The organism is Paraburkholderia hospita (assembly GCF_002902965.1).
In the GTDB taxonomy this organism is placed as follows: Bacteria; Pseudomonadota; Gammaproteobacteria; order Burkholderiales; family Burkholderiaceae; genus Paraburkholderia; species Paraburkholderia hospita.
In genome coordinates this window covers 1384713-1410548 of record NZ_CP026105.1, presented here as the reverse complement: position 1 = coordinate 1410548, position 25836 = coordinate 1384713, and the positions used below count along the sequence as shown (strand labels likewise).

The window sequence follows — 25836 nt, the reverse complement described above, 5'->3', positions numbered from 1 at the left end:
GCCTCCTGCCTGGCGAGTCGATCAGAGGGAAGTACGAGGTGCACTCACACGCGCCGCCACTCGGTCAACCCGCCCGGTTTGTCTTCGAGCGCAATACCGGCGTCCAGCAATTCCTTGCGGATCCGGTCTGCCTCGGCGTAGTCCTTTGCCTGCTTCGCAGCGACGCGCGCGGCGATCTTCACTTCGATCGCTGCGACATCGAGCGCACCCTCGCTTTCGCTGCCCGCCGCCTGCTGCAGATAGGCGCGCGGTTCGCGCCTGAGCAATCCGAGCACCCGCGCGAGACCGTGCAACTGACGCGCCAGCGCCGCATCGCGCGTGCGGTTCACTTCGCTCGCCAGCTCGAACAGCACCGACACGGCGACAGGCGTATTGAAGTCGTCGTTCATCGCCGCGCGAAAACGCTGCGCATGCGCTTCATTCCAGTCGATCTCGCCCGCTCCCGGCGGCGTGTCCTTCAGTGCCGTGTACAGACGCGCAAGCGCGCTGCGCGCGTCGTCGAGATGCGTGTCGCTGTAATTCAGCGGCGAACGGTAATGCGCGCGCGCAATGAAGAACCGCACGACTTCGGCATCGTACTTCGCGAGCACTTCGCGGATCGTGAAGAAGTTGCCGAGCGACTTCGACATCTTCTCATTGTCGATCTGCACGTAACCGTTGTGCATCCAGTAATTGACGAAGGTTTGGCGCGTAGCGCCTTCACTTTGTGCGATCTCGTTTTCGTGGTGCGGAAACTGCAGATCCTGGCCGCCGCCATGAATGTCGAAATGCTCGCCGAGCAGCGTGCAGCCCATCGCCGAGCACTCGATGTGCCAGCCGGGACGGCCGCGCCCATACTTCGAATCCCAGCCGGTGTCGGCGGGCTCGTCGGGCTTCGACTGCTTCCACAGCACGAAGTCGAGCGGGTCCTGCTTCGCGTCGTTCGCGGCCACGCGCTCGCCCGCGCGCAGGTCTTCGAGCGACTTGCCCGACAGCGCGCCATAGTTCGCGAACTTGCGCACCGCGTAGTTCACGTCGCCGTCGGCGGCCTGATACGCGTAGCCGTTCTGCTCGAGCTTCTCGATCATGCCGAGCATCTGCGGAATGAAGTCCGTCGCGCGCGGTTCGAGGTCGGGCCGCTCGATACCGAGCGCGTCCGCATCCTCGTGCAGCGCCGCGATGAAGCGGTCCGTCAGCGCGCGGATCGACTCGCCGTTCTCGACTGCGCGGCGAATGATCTTGTCCTCGATGTCGGTGATATTGCGCACGTAGGTGACCTTGTAGCCGAGCGTGCGCAGCCAGCGCTGCACGATGTCGAATACGACCATCACCCGCGCATGCCCCACGTGACAGTAGTCGTACACCGTCATCCCGCAGACATACATACGCACTTCGCCTTCATGAAGCGGCACGAAATTTTGCTTGTCACGCGCGAGCGTGTTGTAGATGCGCAGAGATTCCATAGAGACGATGCGTGGGCCGAAAGAGATCCGCTTGGTCTTCGTTCATACCGCGCCCGATGAAAGCATGCAACTGCATGCACGAACACGGGCGGTGCGGCATGACTGACAGCCTGTCGCGCAACGGCGCGGGATCAGGCTGACGTCAAGGCGGAGACGACCACGAGTGGCGAAAAGACAGTCTGTGGTTCGACGGAACGCGCAGACCTTTTGTTAGAATGGGTCGGAGTATAACATCCCGACCTGAGCCTATGAAACACTCCAGCGGCCGCGCGCGAGGCGCCACGACCCTCTTCGCGACGGCGCTCCGCTCGACGCTTCGCCCGATTTCCGGCGCGTCGTCCCGTACGGGTTCCCGTCCGGGTAGCCGTCCAGGTTTGCTCGCGGCCCTGAGCACGGCAGCGGGCGCGACCTGCTGCGGCCTCGCCCTCATGGTCCTGCCCGCCGCGCCCGCCTTCGCGCAGAAAACGCCGACCGTCGCCCACGGTCCGGCCGTGCGTGACGCGACACCCGACGCCGATGCGTCGATCCAGCAGAAGAACTGGACGGCCGCGCTCTCGCAGCTCGATGCGCGCATCGCCGCGAATCCGCGCGACGCACAGGCCAAATTCAAGCGCGCCACCGTGCTTGCGCGCCTGAACCGCGACGACGAAGCGATCGCCGCATTCACCGAACTCACCGAGACGTTCCCCGAACTGCCCGAACCGTACAACAACCTCGCTGCGCTCTACGCGAAGCAGGGCCGCTATACGGAAGCGCGCGCCGCGCTGGAAACGGCCGTCAAGGCGAGCCCCGGCTACGGCCTCGCGTATGAGAATCTCGGCGACCTGTACCTGCGCATGGCGGATCAGGCGTATCGCCGCGCACAAAGTCTGGGCGCCGGCAACGGCACGACGACCCAGCGTATCGCCGACATCGAGAAAATCGTCACGCCGCGCAAGACGCCCGTGAAGAAGACCGGCCAGCCGGCTGATACCGACTACACGAATCGCGCCATGCAGAACATTACCGAGACGCCGAGCTTCACGTTCGGCGGCCCAAACGGTTCGCTCGCGACGCCGCCGTACGTTGCACCATCGCAGTGAGCGCTGGCGCGCACGCTTTCGGGCAGCGCGCCTGCCGACGTTTTTCATCTGAGTTCACCCTGTTTTCACCCCGAGGATTTACATGAAATGGTTGATGTTGGCGCTCGGCAGCGCCGCCCTGATCGCGAACGCACCGGCTTTTGCGCAAAACGGATCACAGGCTGCGCATCCGTCCGTTCTCTTGAAGACGTCGGAAGGCGATATCCGCGTCGAGTTGTATCCTGAGAAAGCGCCGAAGACGGTTGCCAATTTCCTCGACTACGTGAAATCCGGTCAATATAACGGGACGATCTTCCATCGCGTGATTCCCGGCTTCATGGTCCAGGGCGGCGGCTACACGACGAGCTACGCGGAAAAACCGACGCGCGCGCCGATTCAGCTCGAAAGCCGCAACGGCCTGAAGAACATGACGGGCACGATCGCGATGGCGCGCACGAGCGACCCGAACTCGGCTACGGCACAATTCTTCATCAACACGGTCGACAATGCCGGCCTCGACTATCCGAATCCGGACGGCAACGGCTACACGGTGTTTGGCAAGGTCACGTCGGGTATGGACGTCGTGAAGAAGATCGAGGGCACGCCGACCACGTCGCGCGGCCCGATGAGCGATGTGCCGCAAAAGCAGATCGTGCTCCAGTCGGCGACAATTGTCGGCAAGTAATTGTCGGCAACCAAGCCGAACTTGGATTGGCAATGAAGCGGCCGTGCAGGCCGCGAGAAGGCGCTCGATAGCAAACGAGCAGACGACGCATTTGCAAACAGGGTGACGCGCGAGCCGCCGGCAACTCGATGCACTGCACGGGGCCGCGCTGCACCGGAACTAACCATGCCACGGGCGCAGGCCAATGGCCGCTCAGACGGCGATGCGCCACGCCCTCCACTCACCTAGACCCAAAGGAAATCATCATGGTTGAACTGCACACGAACCACGGCGTCATCAAGCTGGAACTGGACACCGAGAAGGCGCCGAAGTCGGTTGAAAACTTCCTCGCCTACGTGAAAGCCGGCCAGTACGACAACACGGTGTTCCACCGCGTGATCGACGGCTTCATGATCCAGGGCGGCGGTTTCGAGCCGGGCATGACGCAGAAGCCGACCAGCACGCCGATCGCTAACGAAGCGAACAACGGTCTGAAGAACGTGAAGGGTTCAGTCGCGATGGCGCGCACGAACGATCCGCACTCGGCGACCGCCCAGTTCTTCATCAACGTGAACGACAACGACTTCCTGAACCACTCATCGCCGACGCCGCAAGGCTGGGGCTACGCGGTGTTCGGCAAGGTCGTCGAAGGCCTCGAAGTCGTCGATGCGATCCGCAAGGTGAAGACGGGCTCGAAGGGCTTCCACCAGGACGTGCCCGTCGACGACGTGATCATTGAAAAGGCCGTCGTCGTCGAGTAAGAGAATTACTCAAACGAACAGCCTATTCTTTAAGAATCGCTGAGCAACTAGAGAAGCACACTTCCATGCTGCAAGAGACGCCGCTGCGAAGCGTCGCTGCGGGCGTGCCTGGCGAGGGCAAACGCCCGCACGCGGCGCGCCCGTTTTTCTTTATCGCTGACCTGCATCTGAGCGAGGCGATCCCACAGACGGTCGCCGCGTTCGAGCATTTCATCCGCGTGACGGCCGAGCATGCGGATTCCGTTTTTATTCTGGGCGACCTGTTCGAATACTGGATCGGCGACGACATGCTCGCCGAGCCCTTCCCCGCCCGCATGGCCGCGCTGATGCACACGCTCTCGGAGCGCGGCATCGCGCTCTACATCATGCACGGCAACCGCGACTTCCTGCTGGGCAAGCGCTTCATGAAAGCGGCGGGCGCGATCTGGCTGCCCGATCCGTTCGTCATCACCGCGTTCGGGTCAAAAATCGCGCTCACGCACGGCGACGCGCAATGCACGTCGGACCGCAAATATCAGCGCTTTCGTGGCTTCGCGCGCAACCATTTCGCGCAGTGGCTGTTTCTGGTGTGGCCGTATCGCTGGCGTAAAGCGTTGGCGGAAAAAATGCGCGCATCGAGCGAAGCGGGACGCCAGCGCCCTGTGTCGCCGCGTTACGACGTGACGTCGGAAGGCATCGCCGCGCTCTTCAAGAAGACGAAGACAGCCACCATTATTCACGGCCATACCCACAGGCCAGCGCTGCATCATGAGAAAGGCGGCATGCGCTGGGTGCTGCCCGATTGGGACCTCGACCACGGCGAGCGCCGCGGCGGTTATGTACGCATCGACTCCGAAGGGATCAAGGCGCTGCGGCTGGACAAGTAGTCGTTTTCACCCTTTTCCCCTCGCGCGCGCTTCAGTTTGGCGCCGCTCAGCGCGCCGCCACCTCGACCTTCCCGTCGATCGCCGCCGACAGACGGCGCAGATCCAGCAACGCCGCGTCCGCGCCATGCAGCGCCTCGAGACTCGCGCCGAGCCGTTCGAGCGCTGCGACGACTTCGTCGATGCGCTGCGATTGCGTCGACGCGTGATTCACCAGCCCATGAATGGCAAGCGAGACGGGATCGTCCGCATTCGGCGTGATGCCGTACGCGCAGAAGCCTGGGCGAGCCGTCGTCGCCCTGCCATCGGCGCCCGCGGATGCGGGAGCCGCTGTCACCGATCCCGTCGCCGGCATGATCACGCGCGCCGGATTGCCGACGGCCGTGCCGCCCGCCGGCACCGGCTTCACGACGACGGCGTTCGAGCCGATCTTCGCGTCGGCGCCGATCGTGAAGCCGCCGAGCACCTTCGCGCCCGCGCCGACGATCACGCCGCGCTCCAGTGTTGGATGGCGTTTCGCGCCGCGCGTGAGCGACGTGCCGCCGAGCGTGACGCCCTGGTAGATCGTGCAGTCGTCGCCGATTTCAGCCGTCTCGCCGATCACGACGCCCATGCCGTGATCGATGAATACACGCCGCCCGATCGTCGCGCCCGGGTGGATCTCGATACCTGTCATGAAGCGGCCGAACTGCGACAGGAAACGCGCGAGCCAGCGACGGTTCGCACGCCAGCAGCCATGTGCGAAGCGGTGGAATATCAGCGCGTGCAAGCCCGGGTAACACGTGAGGACTTCCCAGCCGCTGCGGGCGGCGGGATCGCGCTCGCGGATCGTGGCGATGTCTTCGCGGAGTCTCGTGAACATGGCAGTGAGGCTGTCGTAGGGATTGATCGCCGCCGCGCATTGCGCGGGGAGCGGGCCGCCGGTGCCTGCGCTTTTGCGTCCGCTATTGCGTCCGCAGTAATGTGCATTCCAGCCGGCGAGCTTTGCTTATGACGTTTCGGGCCATTGTAGGGCGAATGCGCGAAACCTGCCGGAAGCCCACGCGGACGACAAGGTTTGAGCTTTCGTGGACCGCGACAGCCGCAACGCACGCGGCTGCGCCTGACGTGAGATACGCGCGCCGCTCAACGCTCGTGGCCGTCGCGCCCTTTCGCGTGCAGCAGAATATGCTTCGCGATTCCGCGCACGATGTTGACCTCTTCACGCTCCAGACCCGAGCGCGCGAAGAGCCGCCGCAAGCGCGACATCAGCTTTTTCGGGTTGCCGGGATCGAGAAAGTCGAGCGCGATCAGCGCGTTTTCCAGGTGAACATACATGCGCTCGATTTCATCGCTCGCGGCGAGCGAACCCGCGCCGCCCGCCACCGACTCCGACCCGTCGCTGTCGACCAGATAGGCCATGCGTAACTCGTACGACAGAACCTGAATCGCCTGCGACAGATTCAGCGAGCTGTACGCGGGATTGGCCGGAATATGGGCGAGCGCGCTGCAACGCTCGACGTCCTCGTTAGACAGCCCCGTGCGTTCGTTGCCGAACACGAGCGCGATATCGCCATGCGCGGCATGCTCGCGCGCCTGCATCGCGGCCGCGCGCGGCGCGAGCTGCGGCGGCCCGTACTCGCGCGCACGTGCCGTCAGCGCTAACGACCAGTGCGCGCCCGACAGCGCGTCGGCGAGCGTCGGCACGACATGGGCGGACGCGAGCACGTCGTCCGCGCCGCTAGCCATTGCGATCGCCTCCGGGTCGTTTTTCACGTCCGCCACGCGCGGCGACACGAGCACGAGCCGGGAAAAGCCCATGGTTTTCAACGCGCGCGCCGCCGCGCCGACGTTGCCGGGATGACTCGGCTCGACGAGCACGAAACGCGTCGACGTGAAACCGCCGCCGATGCAGGAGTTGTCGGAAGCGTTGCTGGAGGAAGGCGAAGCAGGCGTTTGAACCACGATGAGCTTTGGAGACAAAGAAATAGTAATGGTAGCCCCAACCCGCCACCTCTTTCCATCTGCCGATCGGCCAATACCGCACCAGGCGAACGTCATAGGCCTGTTTGCCTGCTCGCGGGTCGGCCCGAACCGCCTCGAAACGACGAGACTCAGGTAAAATCCCGATATTCGCGCCGTGCCACATTGCCTCTCACGGGGAACATCGGGCACCGCGCATCGCTCTTCTTCAATTCGTCTCCGTCGACGGAATGTGCTGCCAGATTTCGACTCAGTCGTGTCGGGCGCCCGTTTCGCATGATTAACAGCTTATTTTCAGCTCAACACCGGGCCGCCGCCGTGCGCGTCCGGCACAAGGATCCAGACTCATGCATCCCATGCTCAATATCGCTGTCAAGGCCGCTCGCCGCGCCGGGCAGATCATCAACCGCGCGTCGCTCGATCTCGACCTCGTGCAGGTCAGCAAGAAGCAGCACAACGATTTCGTCACGGAGGTCGACAAGGCGTCCGAAGCGGCCATCATCGAAACGCTGACCACCGCCTACCCCGATCACGCAATCCTCGCCGAAGAGTCCGGCGAATCGGGCAACGAGTCCGAATTCCAGTGGATCATCGATCCCCTCGACGGCACCACGAACTTCATCCACGGCTTCCAGTATTACTGCGTGTCGATCGCGCTCGCGCACAAGGGCACCGTCACGCAGGCGGTCGTCTATGACCCGACGCGCAACGACCTGTTCACGGCCTCGCGCGGCCGCGGCGCGTACCTGAACGACCGGCGCATCCGCGTCGGCCGCCGCGACCGGCTCGCCGACAGCCTGATCGGCACGGGCTTCCCGTTCCGCGAAAAGGACACGCTCGAAGCGTACACGCACCTCTTCGCCGACATGACGAAGGCCTGCGCGGGCCTGCGCCGTCCGGGCGCGGCGGCGCTCGATCTGGCGAACGTCGCGGCGGGCCGCCTCGACGGCTTCTTCGAGCAAGGCATCAGCGCGTGGGACATGGCGGCAGGCAGCCTGCTCGTCACGGAAGCGGGCGGCCTGGTCGGTAATTACACGGGCGACTCGGACTTCCTGCACTTGCATGAGATCGTCGCGGGCAACCCGAAGGTGTATGCGCAGATGATTCCGATTCTGTCGCGTTACACCAAGACGAAGGAGCAGGCAGCTTAAGACGCTGCGTGCAGTTGAAAGCGGCCTCGGCCGCTTTTTTCTTTTGGGGCTCGTGACTCGCGATACGTCGCACACATCAACGGGACACGTGCATCAAAGGCAAAATTGCGGGCGCTGTGTTTCAATCGGGACCATGAAGAAAGGTTTCTACACGATCATTGCGGCACAGTTCGTGTCGTCGCTCGCCGATAACGCGCTGCTGATCGCGGCCATTGCGCAGCTCACCGAGATCCGCTCGCCTGCGTGGATCACGCCGTTGCTGCAGATCTTCTTCACGATTTCGTATGTGCTGCTCGCGCCGTTCGTCGGCGCATTCGCCGACGCGCTGCAAAAGCGCCACGTGATGTTCATCTCGAACGCGCTAAAAGCGTGCGGCTGCCTGCTGATGATCGGCGGCGTGCATCCGATGATCGCTTACGGCGTGGTCGGCTTCGGCGCGGCCGCGTACTCGCCCGCGAAGTACGGCATTCTCACCGAGCTGCTGCCCGCCGACCGGCTCGTCGCCGCGAACGCGTGGCTCGAATCGGCGACCGTGCTGTCGACCATCGTCGGCACGATGCTGGGCGGCGCGCTGATCAGCACCTACGCGTCGCACTTCGTGCAGCACATGCATTGGCCGCTGATCCATTCCGCCGCCGACCTCGCGATGCTCGCCGTGATGATCACCTACGCGATCGCGGCCGCGCTCAACGTCGGCATTCCCGATACGGGCGCGCGCTATCCGAACCGGTTGGCCGAGCCGGGCGAACTGGTCGGCGAGTTCGTGCGTTGCTTCAACGTGCTGTGGGCCGACCGTCTCGCACAGATCGCGCTGTGGGTCACGACGCTGATGTGGGGCGGCGCGGTCACGCTGCAACTGCTCGTACTCAAATGGGCCGACGCGAATCTCGGGCTGTCGCTGTCGAAAGCGGCCGTCATGCAGGGCGTGGCCGGCCTTGGCATCGCAATCGGTGCAGCGGCTGCCGCCGCCTGGATTCCGTTGCGCGCGTCACTCAAGGTGCTGCCCGTCGGCCTGATCACGGGCGCCGTGGCTGTCGCGATGGCGTTCTACAACAAGAACCTGTTTCCGCCCGGTGCGGGCCTGCGCGTCGGCGAGCTGTTTGCGCCCGCCTACATCATCTTCGCGTATCCGTTGATGGTGCTGCTCGGCGCGCTGTCGGGCTTCTTCATCGTGCCGATGAACGCAATTCTCCAGCACCGCGGCGCGACGCTGCTGACGGCGGGCCACTCGATCGCCGTGCAGAACTTCAACCAGAATCTCGCCGTGCTGCTGATGCTCGGCGCGTACGCGATCCTGCTGACGGCGAAGATGCCCGTGCAGTGGATCATCGCCGTGTTTGGCGTATTCATCACGGGCATGATGTGGCTTGCGCAGCGGCGCAGCGCCGCGAACGCGCACAAGGTCGACATGCGCGCGCTGATCGAGGAATGAGCAAAGCGTACGTGTGTCTGTACGGCGACAGCAACCTGGCCATCCGGCCAGGTTCGCTCGACGCGTCGGCGGGTTAAACTCACGCCCTGAACAGTCACGCAAGAAAGACACGAGGATGGGCACTCAAACCGCAGCCGCAAGCGACAACGCGCAACACACCCCCATGATGCAGCAGTATCTGCGCATTAAAGGGGAGCATCCGGGCACGCTCGTGTTCTACCGGATGGGCGATTTCTATGAACTGTTCTTCGACGACGCCGAAAAGGCCTCGCGCCTGCTCGATCTGACGCTTACGCAGCGCGGCGCGTCGGGCGGCAATCCGATCAAGATGGCGGGCGTGCCGCATCACGCCGTCGAACAGTATCTGGCGAAGCTGGTCAAGCTCGGCGAGTCGGTTGCGATCTGCGAGCAGATTGGCGATCCCGCGACATCGAAGGGGCCTGTCGAACGCAAGGTCGTGCGCGTGGTCACGCCCGGCACGCTGACGGACGCCGCGCTGCTGTCCGACAAGAACGACACGTATCTGCTCGCCGTGTGCGCCGGGCACAACCGGCGCGGCGTCGTGACCACGATCGGCCTCGCATGGCTGAATCTGGCGAGCGGCGCGCTGCGCCTCGCAGAAGTCGCGCCCGATCAGGTCGCGGCCGCCCTCGAGCGCATCCGCCCTGCTGAAATCCTCGTTGCCGACGCGCCGTCGTCGAACGATTCGAACGCGTGGACAGTGCCCACCGGCTTCGGCGCGACGACGCGCGTGCCCGTCTGGCACTTCGACGTCGCCTCGGGTACGCAGCGGCTGTGCGATCAACTGGAAGTGGCGGGCCTCGATGGCTTCGGCGCGCATTCGCTTTCGAGCGCATGCGGCGCGGCGGGCGCGCTGCTGCTGTACGCGGCGGCGACCCAAGGCCAGCAGTTGCGCCATGTGCGCAGCCTGAAGGTCGAGTATGAATCGGAGTACATCGGCCTCGATCCGTCCACGCGCCGCAATCTTGAACTGACGGAAACACTGCGCGGCACGGACTCGCCCACGCTCTGCTCGCTGCTCGATACCTGCTGCACGACAATGGGCAGCCGTCTGCTGCGTCACTGGCTGCATCATCCGCCGCGCGACGCGTCGTTCGCGCAGGCGCGCCAGCAGGCGATCGGCGCACTGCTCGACGCGCCGCCGCAAGCAAGCCTCGACGGGCTGCGCAGCGCGCTGCGGCAGATCTCGGATATCGAGCGGATCACTGGGCGGCTCGCGTTGCTGTCGGCGCGCCCGCGCGATCTGTCGAGCTTGCGCGACACGTTCATTGCGCTGCCCGAACTGCGCGCGCAACTCGCCGCCGTGACGGCCGCTGCCGATTCGCTCGCGCGCATCGATACGGCGCTGGTGCCGCCCGCTGACTGCGTCGATCTGCTGAAGCGCGCAGTCGCGCAGGAACCCGCTGCGATGGTGCGCGACGGCGGCGTGATCGCACGCGGGTACGATGCGGAACTCGATGAACTACGAGATATTTCGGAGAACTGTGGACAGTTCCTGATCGATCTCGAAACGCGTGAACGTGCGCGCACGGGCATCGGCAATCTGCGCGTCGAATACAACAAGGTGCACGGCTTCTATATCGAAGTGACGCGCGGCCAGACTGACAAGGTGCCCGACGATTATCGCCGCCGTCAGACGCTGAAGAACGCCGAGCGCTACATCACGCCTGAGCTGAAAACGTTCGAGGACAAGGCGCTGTCCGCGCAGGAACGCGCGCTCGCGCGAGAGAAAGCGCTGTATGACGCGCTGTTGCAATCGCTGCTGCCGTTCATCGCCGATTGCCAGCGCGTTGCGTTGGCGCTCGCCGAACTCGATCTGCTCGCCGCGTTTGCCGAGCGCGCCCGCGCGCTCGACTGGGTTGCCCCTGGCTTCACGCCGACGGGCGGCATCGATATCGAACAGGGCCGGCACCCCGTGGTCGAAGCGCAGGTCGAGCAGTTCATCGCCAACGACTGCGTGCTCAATCCCGAACGCAAGCTGCTGCTGATCACCGGCCCGAACATGGGCGGTAAATCGACGTTCATGCGTCAGACCGCGCTGATCGCGTTGATGGCGTATGTAGGCAGCTATGTGCCCGCGCGGCGCGCGTCGTTCGGCCCGATCGATCGTATTTTCACGCGGATCGGCGCCGCCGACGATCTGGCGGGCGGCCGCTCGACCTTCATGGTCGAAATGACGGAAGCCGCCGCGATCCTGAACGATGCGACGCCGCAAAGCCTCGTGTTGATGGACGAAATTGGGCGCGGCACGTCGACATTCGACGGCCTCGCGCTCGCTTGGGCCATCGCGCGGCATCTGCTGGCGCACAACAACTGCCATACGTTGTTCGCGACGCATTATTTCGAACTGACGCAACTGCCCGCCGAGTTTCCGCATGCGGCGAACGTGCATCTGTCGGCAGTCGAGCATGGGCACGGCATCGTGTTCCTGCATGCCGTCAACGATGGCCCCGCGAACCAGAGCTACGGCCTGCAGGTCGCGCAACTGGCGGGCGTGCCGAACGCGGTGATTCGTGCCGCGCGCAAGCATCTCGCTTATCTGGAGCAGCAGTCGGCCGCGCAACCCGCGCCGCAACTCGACCTGTTCGCGACGCCCGTTGCGATGCTCGAAGACGCCGACGACGAGCCGCCCGCGCCGGCAGTCGATCCCGCCACGCAGGCGCTCGTCGAACGCTTGCGCGAGATCGACCCGAACGATCTACGTCCGCGCGACGCGCTCGACCTGCTGTTCGAACTGCATGAACTGGCCAAGTCGCCAGATGCGCGACACTGACGCCGGCAATCGCCGCGCGCCGCCCCGCCTTCGCCGCCGCTCGCGCGGCGCAGCGCGAGCGCTCGCGCTGACGCTCGCGTACGTGAGCGCGCTGTCGCTGGCGGCGCTGGGCCCTGAGTCGTTCGCAAAGGAACCGGCGCCGCAGTACGCGTTCGCGGTCATCGGCGGCACGCTGCAAAGTTCCGCCGACGAAGCGCTCACGCAGCGACTGCTCGACGCAATCGGACGCGATCCGGACGTCTCGTTCATCGTCTACGATGGCAATCTGAAAAGCAGCAAGGAAGCCTGCCGCGATTCGCTGTTCGAGACGCGCCATACGCTGCTCGAAACGTCGAAGCCCGCGCTCGTCTTCATTCCCGGCCAGCACGACTGGACCGATTGCGGCACGGCTGAGGCCGGCAGCTACGATCCCGTCGAGCGGCTCGATCTGCTGCGGCAGACGCTGTTCGCCGATGCGTCGTCGATGGGACAGAATCCGATTCCGCTCGCACGCGAAAGCGAAGTGTCGCGGTTCCGGCCTTATCGCGAGAATGTGCGCTGGCTGGTCGGCGATACCGTGTTCGTCGGCCTCAACGTGCCGGGCCCGAACAATCATTTTCTGTATGCGGGCGGCCGCAATGGCGAGTTCGAAGACCGCGTGATCGCGAATGCATTCTGGCTCGATCACGCCGCCGAGTATGCGAAGCGCCGCGGCGCACGCGCGATCGTCGTGCTGGTTCAGGGCGACTTCGATCCCGAACGTTACGAGCGCCCCGAGCGCTTCGCGTGGCTGCGCTTCGGGCATCGCTCGAAGCGCGATGGTTTCATGGAATTCAAGCGCAGTCTGGTGAAGCTGGCCGAGACGTTTCGCGGACCAGTCGTCGTGATTCATCAGGACGACGACAGATCGCATACCGGCTTTATGATCGACCAGCCGCTGCGCAACGATAAGGGCGATCTGGTGACGAATCTGACGCGCATTGCATTCGCGCCGCGTAGCCCTCAGAACCAGTGGATACAGGTCGATGTCGATCTGCAGAAGCGGCCGCCGTTTCGCGTGACTATACGCGATGTGCCGAAGAATCTGCCGCTGCCGGCCGCGCCCACCATGCCGTCGCACAACGATAACGCCACGCCGCCGATGCCGCCGTCGATGCCCGCCGTGCCGGACTCCGCGCCCGCTTCCGAGCTGCCGCCGATCCTGCCTGAACCGTCGCGCACGCCGTCGCCGGATTAGAGCAACGGCATCACATACCGCGCTACGCGCCCCAGATGCGACAACGGGCGCTTACGCGCCCGCTTCGGGAACTGCTCCGTCGTCGGCCCTCTATCCGGTACCCAAGCGTCCACCCTGCAAATTCAGTGCAGCGTCGGCCGTGACGGTTCGGCGTCGTCGGCATCGTCCTCATCATCATCTTCGTCGGCGATTTCGAGTCCGCTCGCGCCGTGTGCATGCTCGTGCTGGATTTCGTCTTCCGTCGCTTCGCGCACGTCCTTCACAGTCAGGCTGAAACGCAGCGCCATGCCTGCGAGCGGGTGATTGCCGTCGAGCACGACCTTGTCTTCGGCGACATCGGTGACGGTATAGATCAACGAGTCCAGATCTTCATCGCCCTCTTCCGGCGTGCCTTCGAACTGCATGCCGACTTCGAGCGGCTCAGGGAAACGGCTGCGCGGCTCGATCTTCACGAGGTCAGGATCGTATTCGCCGAACGCGTCGCCCGGTTCCAGCTGGATCTGGGTTTCGAAGCCGGGCTCATGGCCGTCAAGCTCTTCCTCGATCTTGGGGAACGTGCCATCATAGCCGCCGTGCAGATAAACCATCGGCTCGTCGCTTTCCTCAATCAGATTGTCTTGCGCATCCGACAGTTTGTAAGTGACCGATACGACGGTGTTCTTTGCGATTTTCATTCGATTCTCCAGATTACGACTCACATTATACGATGCCCGTGCGGCCCCCTGACTACCCCGCTGGCAAAGCTTCAGCGCGTTCCACTCCGACTCCCGCCTCCGCTTCTTCCGCGCCTGCGCCCGATCGGCCTGCGTCGTTGCTGGGCAATCTGACGCCGTCGCAATTCATGCGGCGCTACTGGCAAAAGAAGCCTTTGCTGATCCGTCAGGCCATACCGGATATCGCCGCGCCGCTCTCGCGCGACGAACTGTTCGAACTGGCCGATCAGGATGAAGTCGAGTCACGCCTCATCACGCACTTTCGCAACAAATGGCAGCTCGAACATGGTCCGTTTGCTGCAGACGAATTGCCTTCCGTCAAACAGCGTGCGTGGACGTTGCTCGTGCAAGGCGCCGATCTGCATAACGACCGAGCGCGCGCATTACTTGACCGTTTTCGCTTCGTGCCCGACGCGCGTCTCGACGACCTGATGATCTCGTACGCGACGGACGGCGGCGGCGTCGGTCCTCATTTCGACTCTTACGATGTCTTCCTGTTGCAGGTTCACGGCAAGCGCCGCTGGCGCATCGGCGCGCAACGCGATCTGTCGTTGCAGCCCGGCCTGCCCTTGAAAGTTCTACAAAACTTCGAGCCGGAAGAGGAATGGGTATTGGAGCCCGGCGACATGCTTTATCTGCCGCCGCACATCGCCCACGACGGCGTGGCGGAAGGCGAATGCATGACGTGCTCGATCGGTTTTCGCGCGCCGTCGACGTCCGAACTCGCCGCGCAGTTCCTGTATTACCTTGCGGAGCGCGGCGAAGCGGCCAACTCGCCGGACGGCGCCGCGCTCTATCGCGACCCGCAGCAACCGGCCGTCGCGAAGCCAGCGGCACTGCCCGCTGCGCTTGTCGACCGGGTGGGTGCGATCCTTGCTAAGATCGACTGGAACGAGAAGGACGTCTCGTCATTCCTCGGTACCTATCTGAGCGAACCGAAGCCGAGCGTCGTATTCGATCCACCCGAGCGACCGCTCGATGAAGCGCGTTTCATCAAGCGCGCAAGCAAGGAAGGCGTGCGTCTGGATCGCAAGACTGTGCTGCTTTACGACAGTCGTGCTTACTACCTGAATGGAGAAGAAAGCAGGCTGTCGGGCGTGAAAACCGCGGTGATTGAACTCGCCGACAACCGCTATCTGAGTGCGAAACGCTTTGTAACACTCTCGGGGCAATCGTCGGTGACAGCACTACTTCACGAGTGGTATCGTGCGGGCTGGATACAGATGGGTGATCTGAGATAAGATTCGCTCCGCTGTCATACCGTATAGCGAAAAATTGTCTGAGAAAGACAACGTATTGGCCCCGGATTTGTCGACGGTCGATACGAAAGTGCATATAATTTCCGCCCAAGCCGTAGGGAAGATTCACGCTCATGAAGTGCGGTCTCCACCAGCGGCCCAGGTCGGTGTTGGAGCACATTACCGGTATTATTTTGCGCTGTTGCTTACCTTTAACCATAAAAGGACGTGATCATGAAGAAATCCCTCCTCGTAGCATCCCTGTTGGCAGCTGTGGCACTGGCTGCATGCAACAAGAGCAGCGACCAGGCAGCTGCCCCGGCTAGCGATGCTGCTGCCGCTTCGGCACCCGCTGCTGCTGCTTCGGATTCGGCTGCTGCCGCTTCGGGCGCTGCTGCTGCTGCGAGCGACGCTGCTGCTTCGGCTACGACGGCTGCTTCGGATGCAGGCGCTGCTGCTTCGGACGCTGCTGCGTCGGCAGCTGCTCCGGCTTCGGGCGCAAGCCAGTAAGCTGTAGCACAGGGTTCGCCTCAGGGCGAAAACTGCGACGGGAAGTCCGAGGGCTTTCCGGGCAAAAAACAAAACGCCACGAGTTCAAACTCGTGGCGTTTTGCTTTATGCGCCGCTATTAATCGCGATTATTTCGCTTGCATGCATTCGATGCATTTTGGTCAATTCATGTCGTTAAGCCACAACACGCAGTCCGGCCTTAAAAACAAAATGATTTGCCCGCTGCATCGGCAGCATGGTGTTTTCGATGTAACGAGCGCTTATTCGGAAGCCTGCGCCTTCTCTTCGAAGAACTCGCGCACGACGTCGATTTCACGCGTGCGCTTGAATGGCGGCAGGCTCTGCCATATCCGGCGCCCATACGGCTTGTCGACCAGCCGGGTGTCGCAGATCATCAGCACGCCGCGATCGGTCTCAGAGCGGATCAGACGCCCTGCGCCCTGCTTGAGCGTGATAACTGCCTGCGGCAGTTGATGCACGGCAAATGGACTCAAGCCCTTCTTCGTCAGCGCATCGAGACGCGCGGACAGCACGGGGTCGTCAGGCGGCGCAAACGGCAGCTTGTCGATGACGACGAGCGACAGCGCATCGCCACGCACATCGACGCCTTCCCAGAAGCTCTGGCTGCCGACGAGAATCGCATTGCCATAGGAGCGGAACCGGTCGAGCAGTTCAGTACGGCTCGCATCGCCCTGCACGAGTAATGGCATGTTCCAGCCGCGCGACTCGATCACGTCGCGCAGCTTCGTCGCGATGCGATCGACGGCGCGCAGCGTCGTGCACAGCATGAACACACCACCGCCCGATGCTTCGATCGCCGGCAGCGCGGCATCGAATACGGCATCGGTGAACGTCGGCGACGAGGGCTGCGGCAAATTACGCGGCACGTAGAGCAGGCCCTGCGTGCCGTAGTCGAACGGGCTGGGCAGCGTCATCGAGCGACGCGAGTTGAGACCCATCTGCGCCGCATAGTGCGCGAAGTCGCCACGCACCGACAACGTCGCCGACGTGAACACCCACGCGCGCGGCACGCCCGCGCGCTGCTTCGCGAAAATGGGCGCGACGGATAGCGGCGTCTCGTGCAGTTGCACGGTATGCGAGAACACTTCGATCCAGCGGACCTTCTCGTTCGGATCGCTTTTCTCTGCTGCTTTTGCGGCGTCCGTTGCGGCGTCGCGTTCGGTCTCGGTGGGCGGCGTGGTCCAGCCCGACAGCACCTCCTGCAACTCTCGTCCGCGGCGCACCAGCGCACCCAGCGACTCGGCGCGCTCCGACTGCCCAGCGAGCGCGCTTGCGAGCGCATCGAGTTCCGTCTCGACGGCTTCGAGCGCGGGGAACAACGGATGATCGTCGGGCAACTGGCCAATCGACAGCCGCACCGAGTCTTCCTTGAATGCGAGCCGCACGTCGCGCGCCGAGCGTTCGAGCGCTGCGCCGAGCTTCACCCAGTCGACGGCATCACGCGCATGGCCGAGGCCTTCCGCGACCGAGTCGCGCGCGAGCTCGAGGAATTGCGTGGTGGACAACGTTTCGCCGAAGAACAGCGTCGCGGTTTCGGGCAGTTGATGCGCTTCGTCGAAGATCACCGTGTTCGCCGTCGGCAGCAGTTCGGCCATGCCCGTATCGCGCAGCATGATGTCGGCGAAGAACAGATGGTGATTGACGACCACGATATCGGCCTGCTGCGCCTCACGGCGCGCCTGCATCACGAAGCAGTCCTTGTAGTGCGGGCACTCCTGGCCAAGACAGTTATCGCGCGTCGACGTCACCATCGACCACACGGCCGCCGTCTCCGGCACGCTTGCAAGCTCGGCCTTGTCACCCGTGCGTGTGATCTTCGCGAAGCGGATGATGTCCTGCAGATACGACGTTTCCTGCCGCGACGGCAGACGGCCGTTGTCGGCCGTGCGTTGCAGATAGTAGTGGCACAGATAGTTCGCGCGGCCCTTGAGCATCGCGACGGACACGGGCACGGCGAGCGCGTCGCGCACGGTCGGAATGTCGCGCTGAAAGAGCTGGTCCTGCAAGTGCTTGGTGCCCGTCGAGACGACCACCTTGCCGCCCCACAGCATCGCCGGCACGAGGTACGCGTAGGTCTTGCCCGTGCCCGTGCCTGCTTCGACGATCAGCGTGTTCTCGCCGCCTTCGGTATTGCCGTCAGCGGCCGCTGCGTCTTCAGGTGCGGACTGCGCTGCCGATGCCGACTGCTGCAAGCGCCGCGCCGGACGCTTCTGCGCCTCGAACATCGCGGGCTCCGGCATCGCGCGGCCCGATGCTTCCATCGCGGCGGCCACGGCACGCGCCATTTCGATCTGCGACGCGCGCGGCCGGTAGCCGTCGATCTGGCGTGCGAGCAGCCCGTCGGCGGCGAAGATGTCGGCGAGTTCGGATGATCGCTTGTGACTCAGCGACGCGGCTAGCGCGCCGCCGCCCGATGCGGGCTTCGCCGCGTGCTCGTCGGCGCCCGTCGCAGCGGCGTCCGAAGCGCCCGCCGACGCCGTCCGGGAAGAAGATTGAAGCGATGAATTCAAGGCAAGCGATTCCTGCAAAGTCCGGCGCGCCACATGCTGAACGGGGCCGGCGCCTGCCTGGCCGCTCCGTCAGTTGCGGGCTTCCGGTTCAAGCTGCAACTGCAGCAAGATGATGGTGTCCTTGACCTTGAGCTTGCGCTTTTTCAGGCGCTGGATCTCGAGGTCGTCGATGCCGGGTTCCTCGGACATTTTGTCGATCAAACGATCAAGCCCACTATGCTCCGATTCCAGTTGCAGAATGCGGTCGCGCAGTGTGTCCGAATTGACGACGCGATGATGGTCGCGCATGCTCGCCTCCTCTTTCGAAAGGGCGAAGGCCGCGCTGCGCGGTCGCTCCGCTCGAGGTTGCTGTCCGGCCTGAAACGCGTTACGGCTGTTGCTGACTGATGCTCACTGCTGCTGTTGCTGCTTCTGTTGCTGCTCGAGCTGCTGTTGCTGTTTCGCCTGCTCTTCCTGTTTCTGTTTGGCCTTCTCGGCCGCCTGCTTCTGACGCTCTTCGACATCGGCCTTGTGCTGCGCTGCTTCCGACTGCTTCTGCTGGAAGCGCTGCTGCTTCTCGCCGCGCTCCTGAGCCTTCTGGGCGGCCTGCTGATGCGCCTCGTCGAGCTTGCGCTGGAAGTCGGCCTGCTTCGCATCGTAGGCCTTCTGGTTCGCGGCCGCTTGCGAAGGCGAAATGCCGCGCTGCGCCTGATCGATGGCGTGCTGTTGCTGCTTCTGCTGGAAAGCCTGCTCGTTCGCGGCGCGCTGCGGCGCTTCTGCGTTGCGCTGCGCCTGACTCAACTGATGCTGACGCTGCTTGTCTTCGTACGCCTGCGCATTGCGCTCGTCCTGTGCAGTGCGCGCGGGCGTGTCTGCTTCGTACTGCGCGCGCTTGATGGCCGCCTGCTCGTCGCGTTGCCGCGCGTGCTCGACGCGCTTTTCGTCGTCGAGCGCGAGCTGCTCCTTGCGAATGTCGGCGGCGACGACACGCATGTCTTCACGGGCCGAGTCCAGGCAATGATTGACGAAAAACTTGCTATAACAGTTGTGCTGGGCGACGCCGTAACGGTAGTTGTTCTCCGTCGTGCGGGTATCGAGCGTCTTTTGACGCGCGTCGAAATCGTTCGCGGCTGGCACGCCCGAAGCCGTAGCCGACGCGGCCGACGATGCCGCCACGGCATTCTCCTGCGCATCGGCGAGCGCGGGCGTAAGCGCCGCGCACGCGACGAACGCCAGCGACGCGGCGAGCGCGAACCGGCGGACGGACCCGGCACACCAAAGTGCAACGGACGCGGCCTCTGGGCTGAAGACGGGCGATGCGAGCGGAGATCGCCGTGAAGATCCGGGCAGATTTCCGGACGTGAGGCGTGAGGTCGGCAACGTCGTAGATGGGCAGCGGAACATGCCTGAAATTCTATCACCCCGCGCTTGAGCGCTCGGTCATTTATGGCAAAATGCCCCGCTTCAGCAAGCTTTCACGAGCTTTGACGACTTTTCCGCAACCCGGCCGCCGCGTGTTTCGCGCAGCACGGCCACAGTCGAATCCGGCAGGAACATCAAGACCCTATGACGGACACCGTAGCAATCAAGATCGTACAGCGCATCGCCACCGAACTGACCGTCCAGCCGCGCCAGGTCGCGGCCGCGGTGCAACTACTCGATGAAGGAGCGACTGTTCCGTTTATCGCCCGGTACCGGAAGGAAGTCACCGGCAATCTCGACGACACGCAACTGCGCACGCTCGAAGAACGCCTGCTCTATCTGCGCGAGCTGGAAGACCGGCGCGCCTCGATCATCGCGAGCATCGACGAGCAAGGCAAACTCACGGACGAACTGCGCGCCGCGATCGAAGGCGCCGACAGCAAGCAGGTCCTCGAAGACCTCTATCTACCGTACAAGCCGAAGCGCCGAACGCGCGCGCAGATCGCCCGCGAAGCCGGCCTGCAGCCGCTCGCCGACGCGCTGCTCGCGAACCCGCTGCTCGATCCGCAGACGGAAGCCGCGAAATACGTCGATGCCAAGAAAGGCGTCGCGGACGTCAAGGTCGCGCTCGACGGCGCGCGCGACATTCTCTCCGAGCAGTTCGGCGAAACGGCCGAAGTGCTCGGCAAGCTGCGCGACTATCTGTTCAATCAGGGCGTGTTGGCGTCGGCAGTGGTCGAAGGCAAGGAAGGCGAAGAAGGCGAGAAATTCCGCGACTACTACGACTATTCGGAAACGATCCGCACCGTGCCGTCGCACCGCGCGCTCGCCCTCTTCCGCGGCCGCAATGCAGGCGTGCTGATGATCAAGCTGGGACTCGGCGAAGAACTCGACGCGCAGGTGCCGCATCCGGGCGAAGCGATGATCGCGCGCCACTTCGGCATCGCGAATCAGGGCCGGCCGGCGGACAAGTGGCTCTCCGATGTATGCCGCTGGTGCTGGCGCGTGAAGGTGCAGCCGCACATCGAAAACGAACTGCTGACGAATCTGCGCGAAGAAGCCGAAAACGAAGCGATCCGTGTGTTTGCGCGCAATCTGAAGGATCTGCTGCTGGCCGCGCCGGCGGGCCCGAAGGCTGTGATCGGCCTCGATCCGGGTCTGCGCACGGGCGTGAAGGTGGCTGTCGTCGACCGTACGGGCAAGGTGCTCGCCACGGATCAGATCTATCCTCACGAACCGCGCCGCGACTGGGACGGCTCGATCGCGAAGCTCGCACGCATCGCCGCGCAAACGCAGGCGGAACTGGTCAGTATCGGTAACGGCACGGCGTCGCGCGAAACGGACAAGCTCGCTAGTGAACTGATGTCGCGTCATCCGGAACTGAAGTTGCAGAAGATCGTCGTGTCGGAAGCGGGCGCTTCTGTGTACTCGGCATCGGAACTCGCGGCCAAGGAATTCCCGGATATGGACGTGTCGCTGCGCGGCGCGGTGTCGATCGCGCGCCGCCTGCAGGACCCGCTCGCCGAACTCGTGAAGATCGAGCCGAAGGCGATTGGGGTCGGGCAGTATCAGCATGACGTGAACCAGCGCGATCTCGCGCGTTCGCTCGATGCCGTTGTCGAAGACTGCGTGAATGCCGTCGGCGTGGATGCGAATACGGCTTCCGTTGCGTTGCTGGCGCGCGTGTCCGGCCTGAACGCGACGCTTGCGCGCAATATCGTTGATTATCGCGATGCGAACGGTCCGTTCCCGACGCGCGACCATCTGCGCAAGGTGCCGCGTCTTGGCGACAAGACGTTCGAGCAGGCTGCGGGCTTCTTGCGCATCAATGGCGGCGAGAATCCGCTCGACCGCTCGTCGGTGCACCCGGAAGCGTATCCCGTCGTTGAACGGATGCTTGCGAAGATCAGCAGGAACATTGGCGACGTGCTCGGTAATCGCGATGCGCTGTCGCGGCTGTCACCTGCCGAGTTCGTCGACGATCGTTTCGGTCTGCCGACTGTGCGGGATATTCTCTCTGAACTTGAGAAGCCTGGGCGTGATCCGCGTCCTGAGTTCAAGACTGCGACTTTCCGCGAAGGCGTTGAGAAGATTTCTGACCTGTCGCCGGGCATGGTGCTCGAAGGTGTCGTGACGAACGTGGCTGCGTTTGGCGCGTTTATCGATATCGGCGTGCATCAGGATGGGCTCGTGCATGTGTCGGCGATGTCGACGAAGTTCATCAAGGACCCGCATGAGGTCGTCAGGGCCGGGCAGATCGTCAAGGTGAAGGTGCTTGAGGTCGACGTCAAGCGTCAGCGGATTTCGTTGACCATGCGGATGGATGATGATGTTGCAGCGGGTGCGCCGCAGGAGCGCTCGGCTGGGCGTTCGGGGTCCGGGTCGGCCTCGGGGGCAGGTGCGGGGCGTTCGCAGCAACGCGCGCGTGGGCCGGAACCGGTTAATGCTATGGCGGCGGCTTTTGCCAAGTTGAAACGGTAAGTGTGGGCGGGGCTTTTGCCCCGTGTGCCCCGTTTTTGCGTTGCGCGTTGGGTGGTTTGTTGCTCTGCGATGGGGGTGCGGTTTGCCGCCGCGGTGCAGGCTTTAGTCTTTCAATGGCATCCGCGATTTGCCTTCGCTGTTCATGCGTTGCCCCGGTGATTTTGCCTGTGCGCTGGCATCCGCGCTTTGCCTTCGTGCTTCAAGCGTCGCCCCTGTGCGGGGCGGCACCTAAAGAAAGCGGCTCACACCGCCAACTCTTCTTCCTGCCTGAGGGCCCTCAACAGGTCCCACGCTTCACACGGCAACGTCTCTGTTCGCGTGTGTTGCCAACGCTCTGAATTGACGCCTCACCCGCCTCAAACTCCCTCGCAAATGCAAGCGGCAGCGAATGGTATATGCCGCCCAGGTGGCAAACTGTGTGTAGGTTGTCGCGTCGTATAACCTTGCGCTCTTACAGGGTGGAACGCGTGCGCTATCGGTCCGGAGTGAGGAGTGTGAGGCACTATGGCCTACACACAGTTTGCCACCTGGGCGGCGGTGGACTATCTGGCACGGCGTGCTGTAGTGCGGGAGCGTGAAGCGGGTGAGGCGCACCGCAAGAGCGCTGGCAACGAACGTGGGTCACGTGGTTGCCGTGTGAAGCGTAAGAACCTTCGGGGGCCCTCAGGCAAGAAGAAATGTTGGCGGTGTTAGCCGCTTTCTTTTGCCTACTTTTCTTTGCGGCGGTGGCAAAGAAAAGTAGGTGCCGCCCCGCACAGGGGCGACGCGTGAACGGCAAACACCACAACGCGGATGCCAGCGAAAACCAAAGCAAACCACCCAGCGTCGCAAGACAAAAAAACTCAGATCTCTATTTTCGTCCCAAGCTCAACAACGCGATTCGCGGGAATGCTAAAAAAGTCAGTTGGCTTCGCAGCATTCTGATGCATCCATGCAAACACACGCTCACGCCACACGGACATGCCGGGCAACTGCGTCGGCACGACAGTCTCCCTCGCGAGAAAGAACGACGTGTCCATCAACTCAAACGACATATCGTGTGACACGCTGATCTGCTCGAGCACAGCCTTCACATCAGGCGTCTCATTGAACCCATAAGCGGCCTTGACGAGAAAAAGCCCACCGCTAACATCCTTGACCGTCAACCGGTCCTTATCCTCAACATAAGGAATATCCCGCGTGATGAAAGTCAGAAAGATGGTCCGTTCGTGCAGCACCTTGTTGTGCTTGAGATTATGCAAAAGGCTCACGGGAACGAGCGTCGCGCTCCCTGTCAGATAAATGGCCGTGCCCGACACGCGATGCGGCGGATGCGCAAGCAGTCCTTGCACGAAGGGCATCAACGGAATACCGTCGGCGGCCGTGCGCTCCTTCACAATCATGCGCCCCTTGAACCACGTCATCAGCAGGAAGAACAGCAACGCGCCGATGCCGAGCGGCAACCACCCGCCCTCCGCCACTTTCAGCAGATTCGCGCCGAAGAACCCAAGGTCGACAATCAGCAGCGCGCCGATAATCAACGCGACAACGCCCTTGTTCCAGTTCCACACCTTCACCATCACCACGCTCGCGAGGATCGTCGTGATCACCATCGTCGCCGTCACGGCAATACCGTAGGCCGCGGCCAGATTGTCCGAACTCTTGAACGCGAGGACGATGCACAGAATGATGAACAGCAGCATCCAGTTGACGACAGGCACATAGATCTGCCCGATCGCCAGCTCCGACGTGTGCAGGATCTTCATGCGCGGCACGTAGCCGAGCTGGATCGCCTGGCTCGTCAGCGAATACGCGCCCGAAATCACCGCTTGCGACGCAATCACCGTCGCAACCGTCGACAGCACAACCAACGGCAGCAGCGCCCAGTCAGGCGCAAGCAGAAAGAACGGGTTTTCGATCGCCTTCGGGTCGTGCATCAGCAACGCACCCTGGCCGAAGTAGTTCAGCACCAGCGACGGCATCACGAGCGAATACCACGCGCAGCGTATCGGCGCCGCGCCGAAGTGGCCCATGTCCGCGTACAGCGCTTCCGCGCCCGTCAGCACCAGCACGACCGAGCCGAGCACCACGTACGCCTGCAGCAGGTGCGCCGACATGAACGAGAACGCGTAGTACGGATTGAGCGCCTTGATCACTTCCGGTGCCTGCACGATATGCGACAGGCCGAGCACCGCGATCGTCACGAACCACAACACCATGATCGGGCCGAACAGCCGGCCGACCATCGCCGTCCCGTGGCGCTGGATCCAGAACAGCAGCACGAGGATCACCATCGTCAGCGGCAGCACCAGATGCGAGAGCTTTGGCGCAGCGATCTCCAGACCCTCGACAGCCGACATTACCGAAATGGCAGGCGTGATCACGGCATCGCCGTAGAACATGCAGGCGCCGAAAATGCCGAGCATCATCAGAAGGCCCGCCGCCCTGCTCTTCGTGTCGAACGAGCGCAGCGACAGCGCCATCAACGCAAGCACGCCGCCCTCGCCGTTGTTGTCGGCGCGCATCACGAACATCACGTACTTGATGCTGACGACCACGATGATCGCCCAGAACAGCAGCGATATGACGCCGAGGATAGAACTCTCTGTGAGGGGAATGCCGTGGGAGGGGCTGAAGGCTTCTTTCAGCGAATACAGGGGGCTTGTGCCGATATCCCCGAAAACCACGCCGATCGCAGCGACTGCAAGCGAGGGCAACGGCTGCTTGGGGACGTGAGAGTTGTCTGTCATAAACGCGAAAAGAATCCGTTCCTGAGCGGCAAAAAACGAACGCTATTCTAAAGAATATAGGCGACAAAGCCCACCATTCAGCCCGTTGTGCTGACGCCACGCAGTCGGGCAGCGTCGGTCGAGTGTAGCATCACACCCCATGGCCGGCGTGCGTTTGCGCGTGTCAAGGGCTGCATTGTCAAATTGTTCCCGTTTGACCACGCTCATCAACGAATGTGAGGCGAACATAAAAACGGAGCCTCGAGAGGCTCCGTTTCAGTTTGCAGCATGCCGCCATCAACTTGCACGACGGCGGGCGGATGCTAGCTGGCGTCCGTCGAACGCTCCTGGCCACGCTTGATCCATGCGCTCAGGTTGTGCGGACGCACTGTGTCCCACTCCTCGAACGGCTGATGGATCCACGGGTTCGTCGCGAGATAGTGAACGTGATAGTCCGGCTTCACCTTCGAGCACGCCTTCCACCACAGCACCGCCGAACGCACCGACGTGATGGCGGGATAACGCTCCTTCAGATGCTGCTGCACGCGCGCGAGCGTCACGCCCGAATCGACAAGGTCATCGACCAGCAGCACGTTGCCCGACAGTTCGCCGCGCGTCATCGTGATGTACTGCGCGATATCGAGCTCGCCCTGCTCCGTGCCTGCCGCTTCGCGGTACGAACTCGTCGCGAGGATCGCGAGCGGCAGATCGTAGATGCGCGAGAGCTGATCGCCGACCCGCAGACCGCCGCGCGCGAGGCACAGGATCTTGTCGAACTTCCAGCCCGATTCGTGGACGGCGAGCGCAAGCAGCTCGATCAGCCGGTGATATTCGTCCCAGCCGACCCACAAGTTGCGCTCGTCGTTGCGCGGGTCCTTCATTTCAATCATGGGTACACCCTGGATCAT

At 63.2% G+C, this 25836-nt stretch carries 20 protein-coding genes; 11 read left to right on the top strand and 9 right to left on the bottom strand.

Annotated elements, in window-relative coordinates; translation table 11 throughout:
* Positions 1 to 44: 44 nt before the first annotated feature.
* Positions 45 to 1442 (bottom strand): cysteine--tRNA ligase, encoded by a 1398-nt coding sequence (gene cysS / locus C2L64_RS06290; RefSeq protein ID WP_007580473.1) that lies wholly within the window; start codon positions 1440 to 1442, stop codon positions 45 to 47.
* 248 nt (positions 1443 to 1690) lie between these two features.
* Here cysS and C2L64_RS06285 point away from each other — a divergent pair, with 248 nt between their 5' ends.
* The 4 genes from C2L64_RS06285 (at position 1691) to C2L64_RS06270 (ending at position 4794) form a co-directional block, all read left to right on the top strand.
* Positions 1691 to 2524 (top strand): tetratricopeptide repeat protein, encoded by an 834-nt coding sequence (locus C2L64_RS06285; protein WP_090835850.1) that lies wholly within the window; start codon positions 1691 to 1693, stop codon positions 2522 to 2524.
* Positions 2525 to 2606: 82 nt separating this feature from the next.
* On the top strand, positions 2607 to 3188 hold the full coding sequence (locus C2L64_RS06280; protein ID WP_090835851.1) for a peptidylprolyl isomerase: 582 nt from the start codon (positions 2607 to 2609) through the stop codon (positions 3186 to 3188).
* A gap of 245 nt (positions 3189 to 3433) precedes the next feature.
* Positions 3434 to 3928: a peptidylprolyl isomerase gene (locus tag C2L64_RS06275; protein WP_103153678.1), complete on the top strand. Its 495-nt coding sequence runs from the start codon at positions 3434 to 3436 to the stop codon at positions 3926 to 3928.
* Between the two features lie 65 nt (positions 3929 to 3993).
* A complete protein-coding gene (locus C2L64_RS06270; protein ID WP_007742041.1) occupies positions 3994 to 4794 on the top strand; it encodes a UDP-2,3-diacylglucosamine diphosphatase in 801 nt (266 codons plus the stop codon).
* Between the two features lie 46 nt (positions 4795 to 4840).
* On the opposite strand, the gene cysE is transcribed toward C2L64_RS06270, so the two are convergent.
* Positions 4841 to 5653 carry a serine O-acetyltransferase gene (cysE, locus tag C2L64_RS06265; RefSeq protein ID WP_090835852.1) on the bottom strand — a complete coding sequence of 271 codons (813 nt, stop codon included), beginning with the start codon at positions 5651 to 5653 and terminating at the stop codon, positions 4841 to 4843.
* 263 nt (positions 5654 to 5916) lie between these two features.
* The gene (locus tag C2L64_RS06260; protein WP_090835853.1) at positions 5917 to 6735 is read right to left on the bottom strand and encodes an RNA methyltransferase; all 819 of its coding nucleotides are present in this window, start codon (positions 6733 to 6735) and stop codon (positions 5917 to 5919) included.
* 365 nt (positions 6736 to 7100) lie between these two features.
* Between C2L64_RS06260 and C2L64_RS06255 the strand changes: the two genes are divergently transcribed.
* From C2L64_RS06255 to C2L64_RS06240, 4 genes are all read left to right on the top strand, one after another.
* Entirely contained in the window at positions 7101 to 7904 is an 804-nt protein-coding gene (locus tag C2L64_RS06255; RefSeq protein WP_007580463.1) for an inositol monophosphatase family protein, read from the top strand.
* 133 nt (positions 7905 to 8037) lie between these two features.
* On the top strand, positions 8038 to 9336 hold the full coding sequence (gene lplT / locus C2L64_RS06250) for a lysophospholipid transporter LplT (protein ID WP_086910536.1): 1299 nt from the start codon (positions 8038 to 8040) through the stop codon (positions 9334 to 9336).
* 115 nt (positions 9337 to 9451) lie between these two features.
* Positions 9452 to 12130: a DNA mismatch repair protein MutS gene (mutS, locus tag C2L64_RS06245; protein WP_090835854.1), complete on the top strand. Its 2679-nt coding sequence runs from the start codon at positions 9452 to 9454 to the stop codon at positions 12128 to 12130.
* A complete protein-coding gene (locus C2L64_RS06240) occupies positions 12117 to 13346 on the top strand; it encodes a hypothetical protein (RefSeq protein WP_090835855.1) in 1230 nt (409 codons plus the stop codon). Before mutS ends, C2L64_RS06240 begins: the two co-directional genes overlap by 14 nt.
* Before the next feature lie 122 nt (positions 13347 to 13468).
* On the opposite strand, the gene C2L64_RS06235 is transcribed toward C2L64_RS06240, so the two are convergent.
* A complete protein-coding gene (locus C2L64_RS06235; RefSeq protein WP_007580456.1) occupies positions 13469 to 14020 on the bottom strand; it encodes an FKBP-type peptidyl-prolyl cis-trans isomerase in 552 nt (183 codons plus the stop codon).
* A gap of 32 nt (positions 14021 to 14052) precedes the next feature.
* On the opposite strand from C2L64_RS06235, the gene C2L64_RS06230 reads away from it, so the two are divergent.
* Positions 14053 to 15300, top strand: coding sequence for a cupin domain-containing protein (locus tag C2L64_RS06230; RefSeq protein ID WP_090835856.1), 1248 nt, complete (start codon positions 14053 to 14055; stop codon positions 15298 to 15300).
* 231 nt (positions 15301 to 15531) lie between these two features.
* The gene (locus C2L64_RS54735) at positions 15532 to 15807 is read left to right on the top strand and encodes a hypothetical protein (protein ID WP_079482153.1); all 276 of its coding nucleotides are present in this window, start codon (positions 15532 to 15534) and stop codon (positions 15805 to 15807) included.
* Between the two features lie 260 nt (positions 15808 to 16067).
* On the opposite strand, the gene C2L64_RS06215 is transcribed toward C2L64_RS54735, so the two are convergent.
* The 3 genes from C2L64_RS06215 to C2L64_RS06205 all read right to left on the bottom strand — a co-directional run bounded on the left by C2L64_RS06215 (position 16068) and on the right by C2L64_RS06205 (position 19721).
* Positions 16068 to 18338, bottom strand: a complete 2271-nt coding sequence (locus tag C2L64_RS06215; RefSeq protein WP_090835857.1) for an ATP-dependent DNA helicase — start codon at positions 18336 to 18338, stop codon at positions 16068 to 16070.
* Between the two features lie 69 nt (positions 18339 to 18407).
* Positions 18408 to 18626: a DUF465 domain-containing protein gene (locus C2L64_RS06210; RefSeq protein ID WP_007580448.1), complete on the bottom strand. Its 219-nt coding sequence runs from the start codon at positions 18624 to 18626 to the stop codon at positions 18408 to 18410.
* Between the two features lie 102 nt (positions 18627 to 18728).
* Positions 18729 to 19721 (bottom strand): colicin transporter, encoded by a 993-nt coding sequence (locus tag C2L64_RS06205; RefSeq protein ID WP_244144568.1) that lies wholly within the window; start codon positions 19719 to 19721, stop codon positions 18729 to 18731.
* A 162-nt stretch (positions 19722 to 19883) separates the two neighbouring features.
* On the opposite strand from C2L64_RS06205, the gene C2L64_RS06200 reads away from it, so the two are divergent.
* Positions 19884 to 22220: a Tex family protein gene (locus C2L64_RS06200; RefSeq protein WP_090835858.1), complete on the top strand. Its 2337-nt coding sequence runs from the start codon at positions 19884 to 19886 to the stop codon at positions 22218 to 22220.
* An 842-nt stretch (positions 22221 to 23062) separates the two neighbouring features.
* On the opposite strand, the gene C2L64_RS06195 is transcribed toward C2L64_RS06200, so the two are convergent.
* Together C2L64_RS06195 and C2L64_RS06190 are read right to left on the bottom strand one after the other, a co-directional pair.
* Positions 23063 to 24949: a potassium transporter Kup gene (locus C2L64_RS06195; protein WP_007580443.1), complete on the bottom strand. Its 1887-nt coding sequence runs from the start codon at positions 24947 to 24949 to the stop codon at positions 23063 to 23065.
* Positions 24950 to 25251: 302 nt separating this feature from the next.
* Positions 25252 to 25836, bottom strand: a complete 585-nt coding sequence (locus C2L64_RS06190) for a phosphoribosyltransferase (RefSeq protein ID WP_007580441.1) — start codon at positions 25834 to 25836, stop codon at positions 25252 to 25254.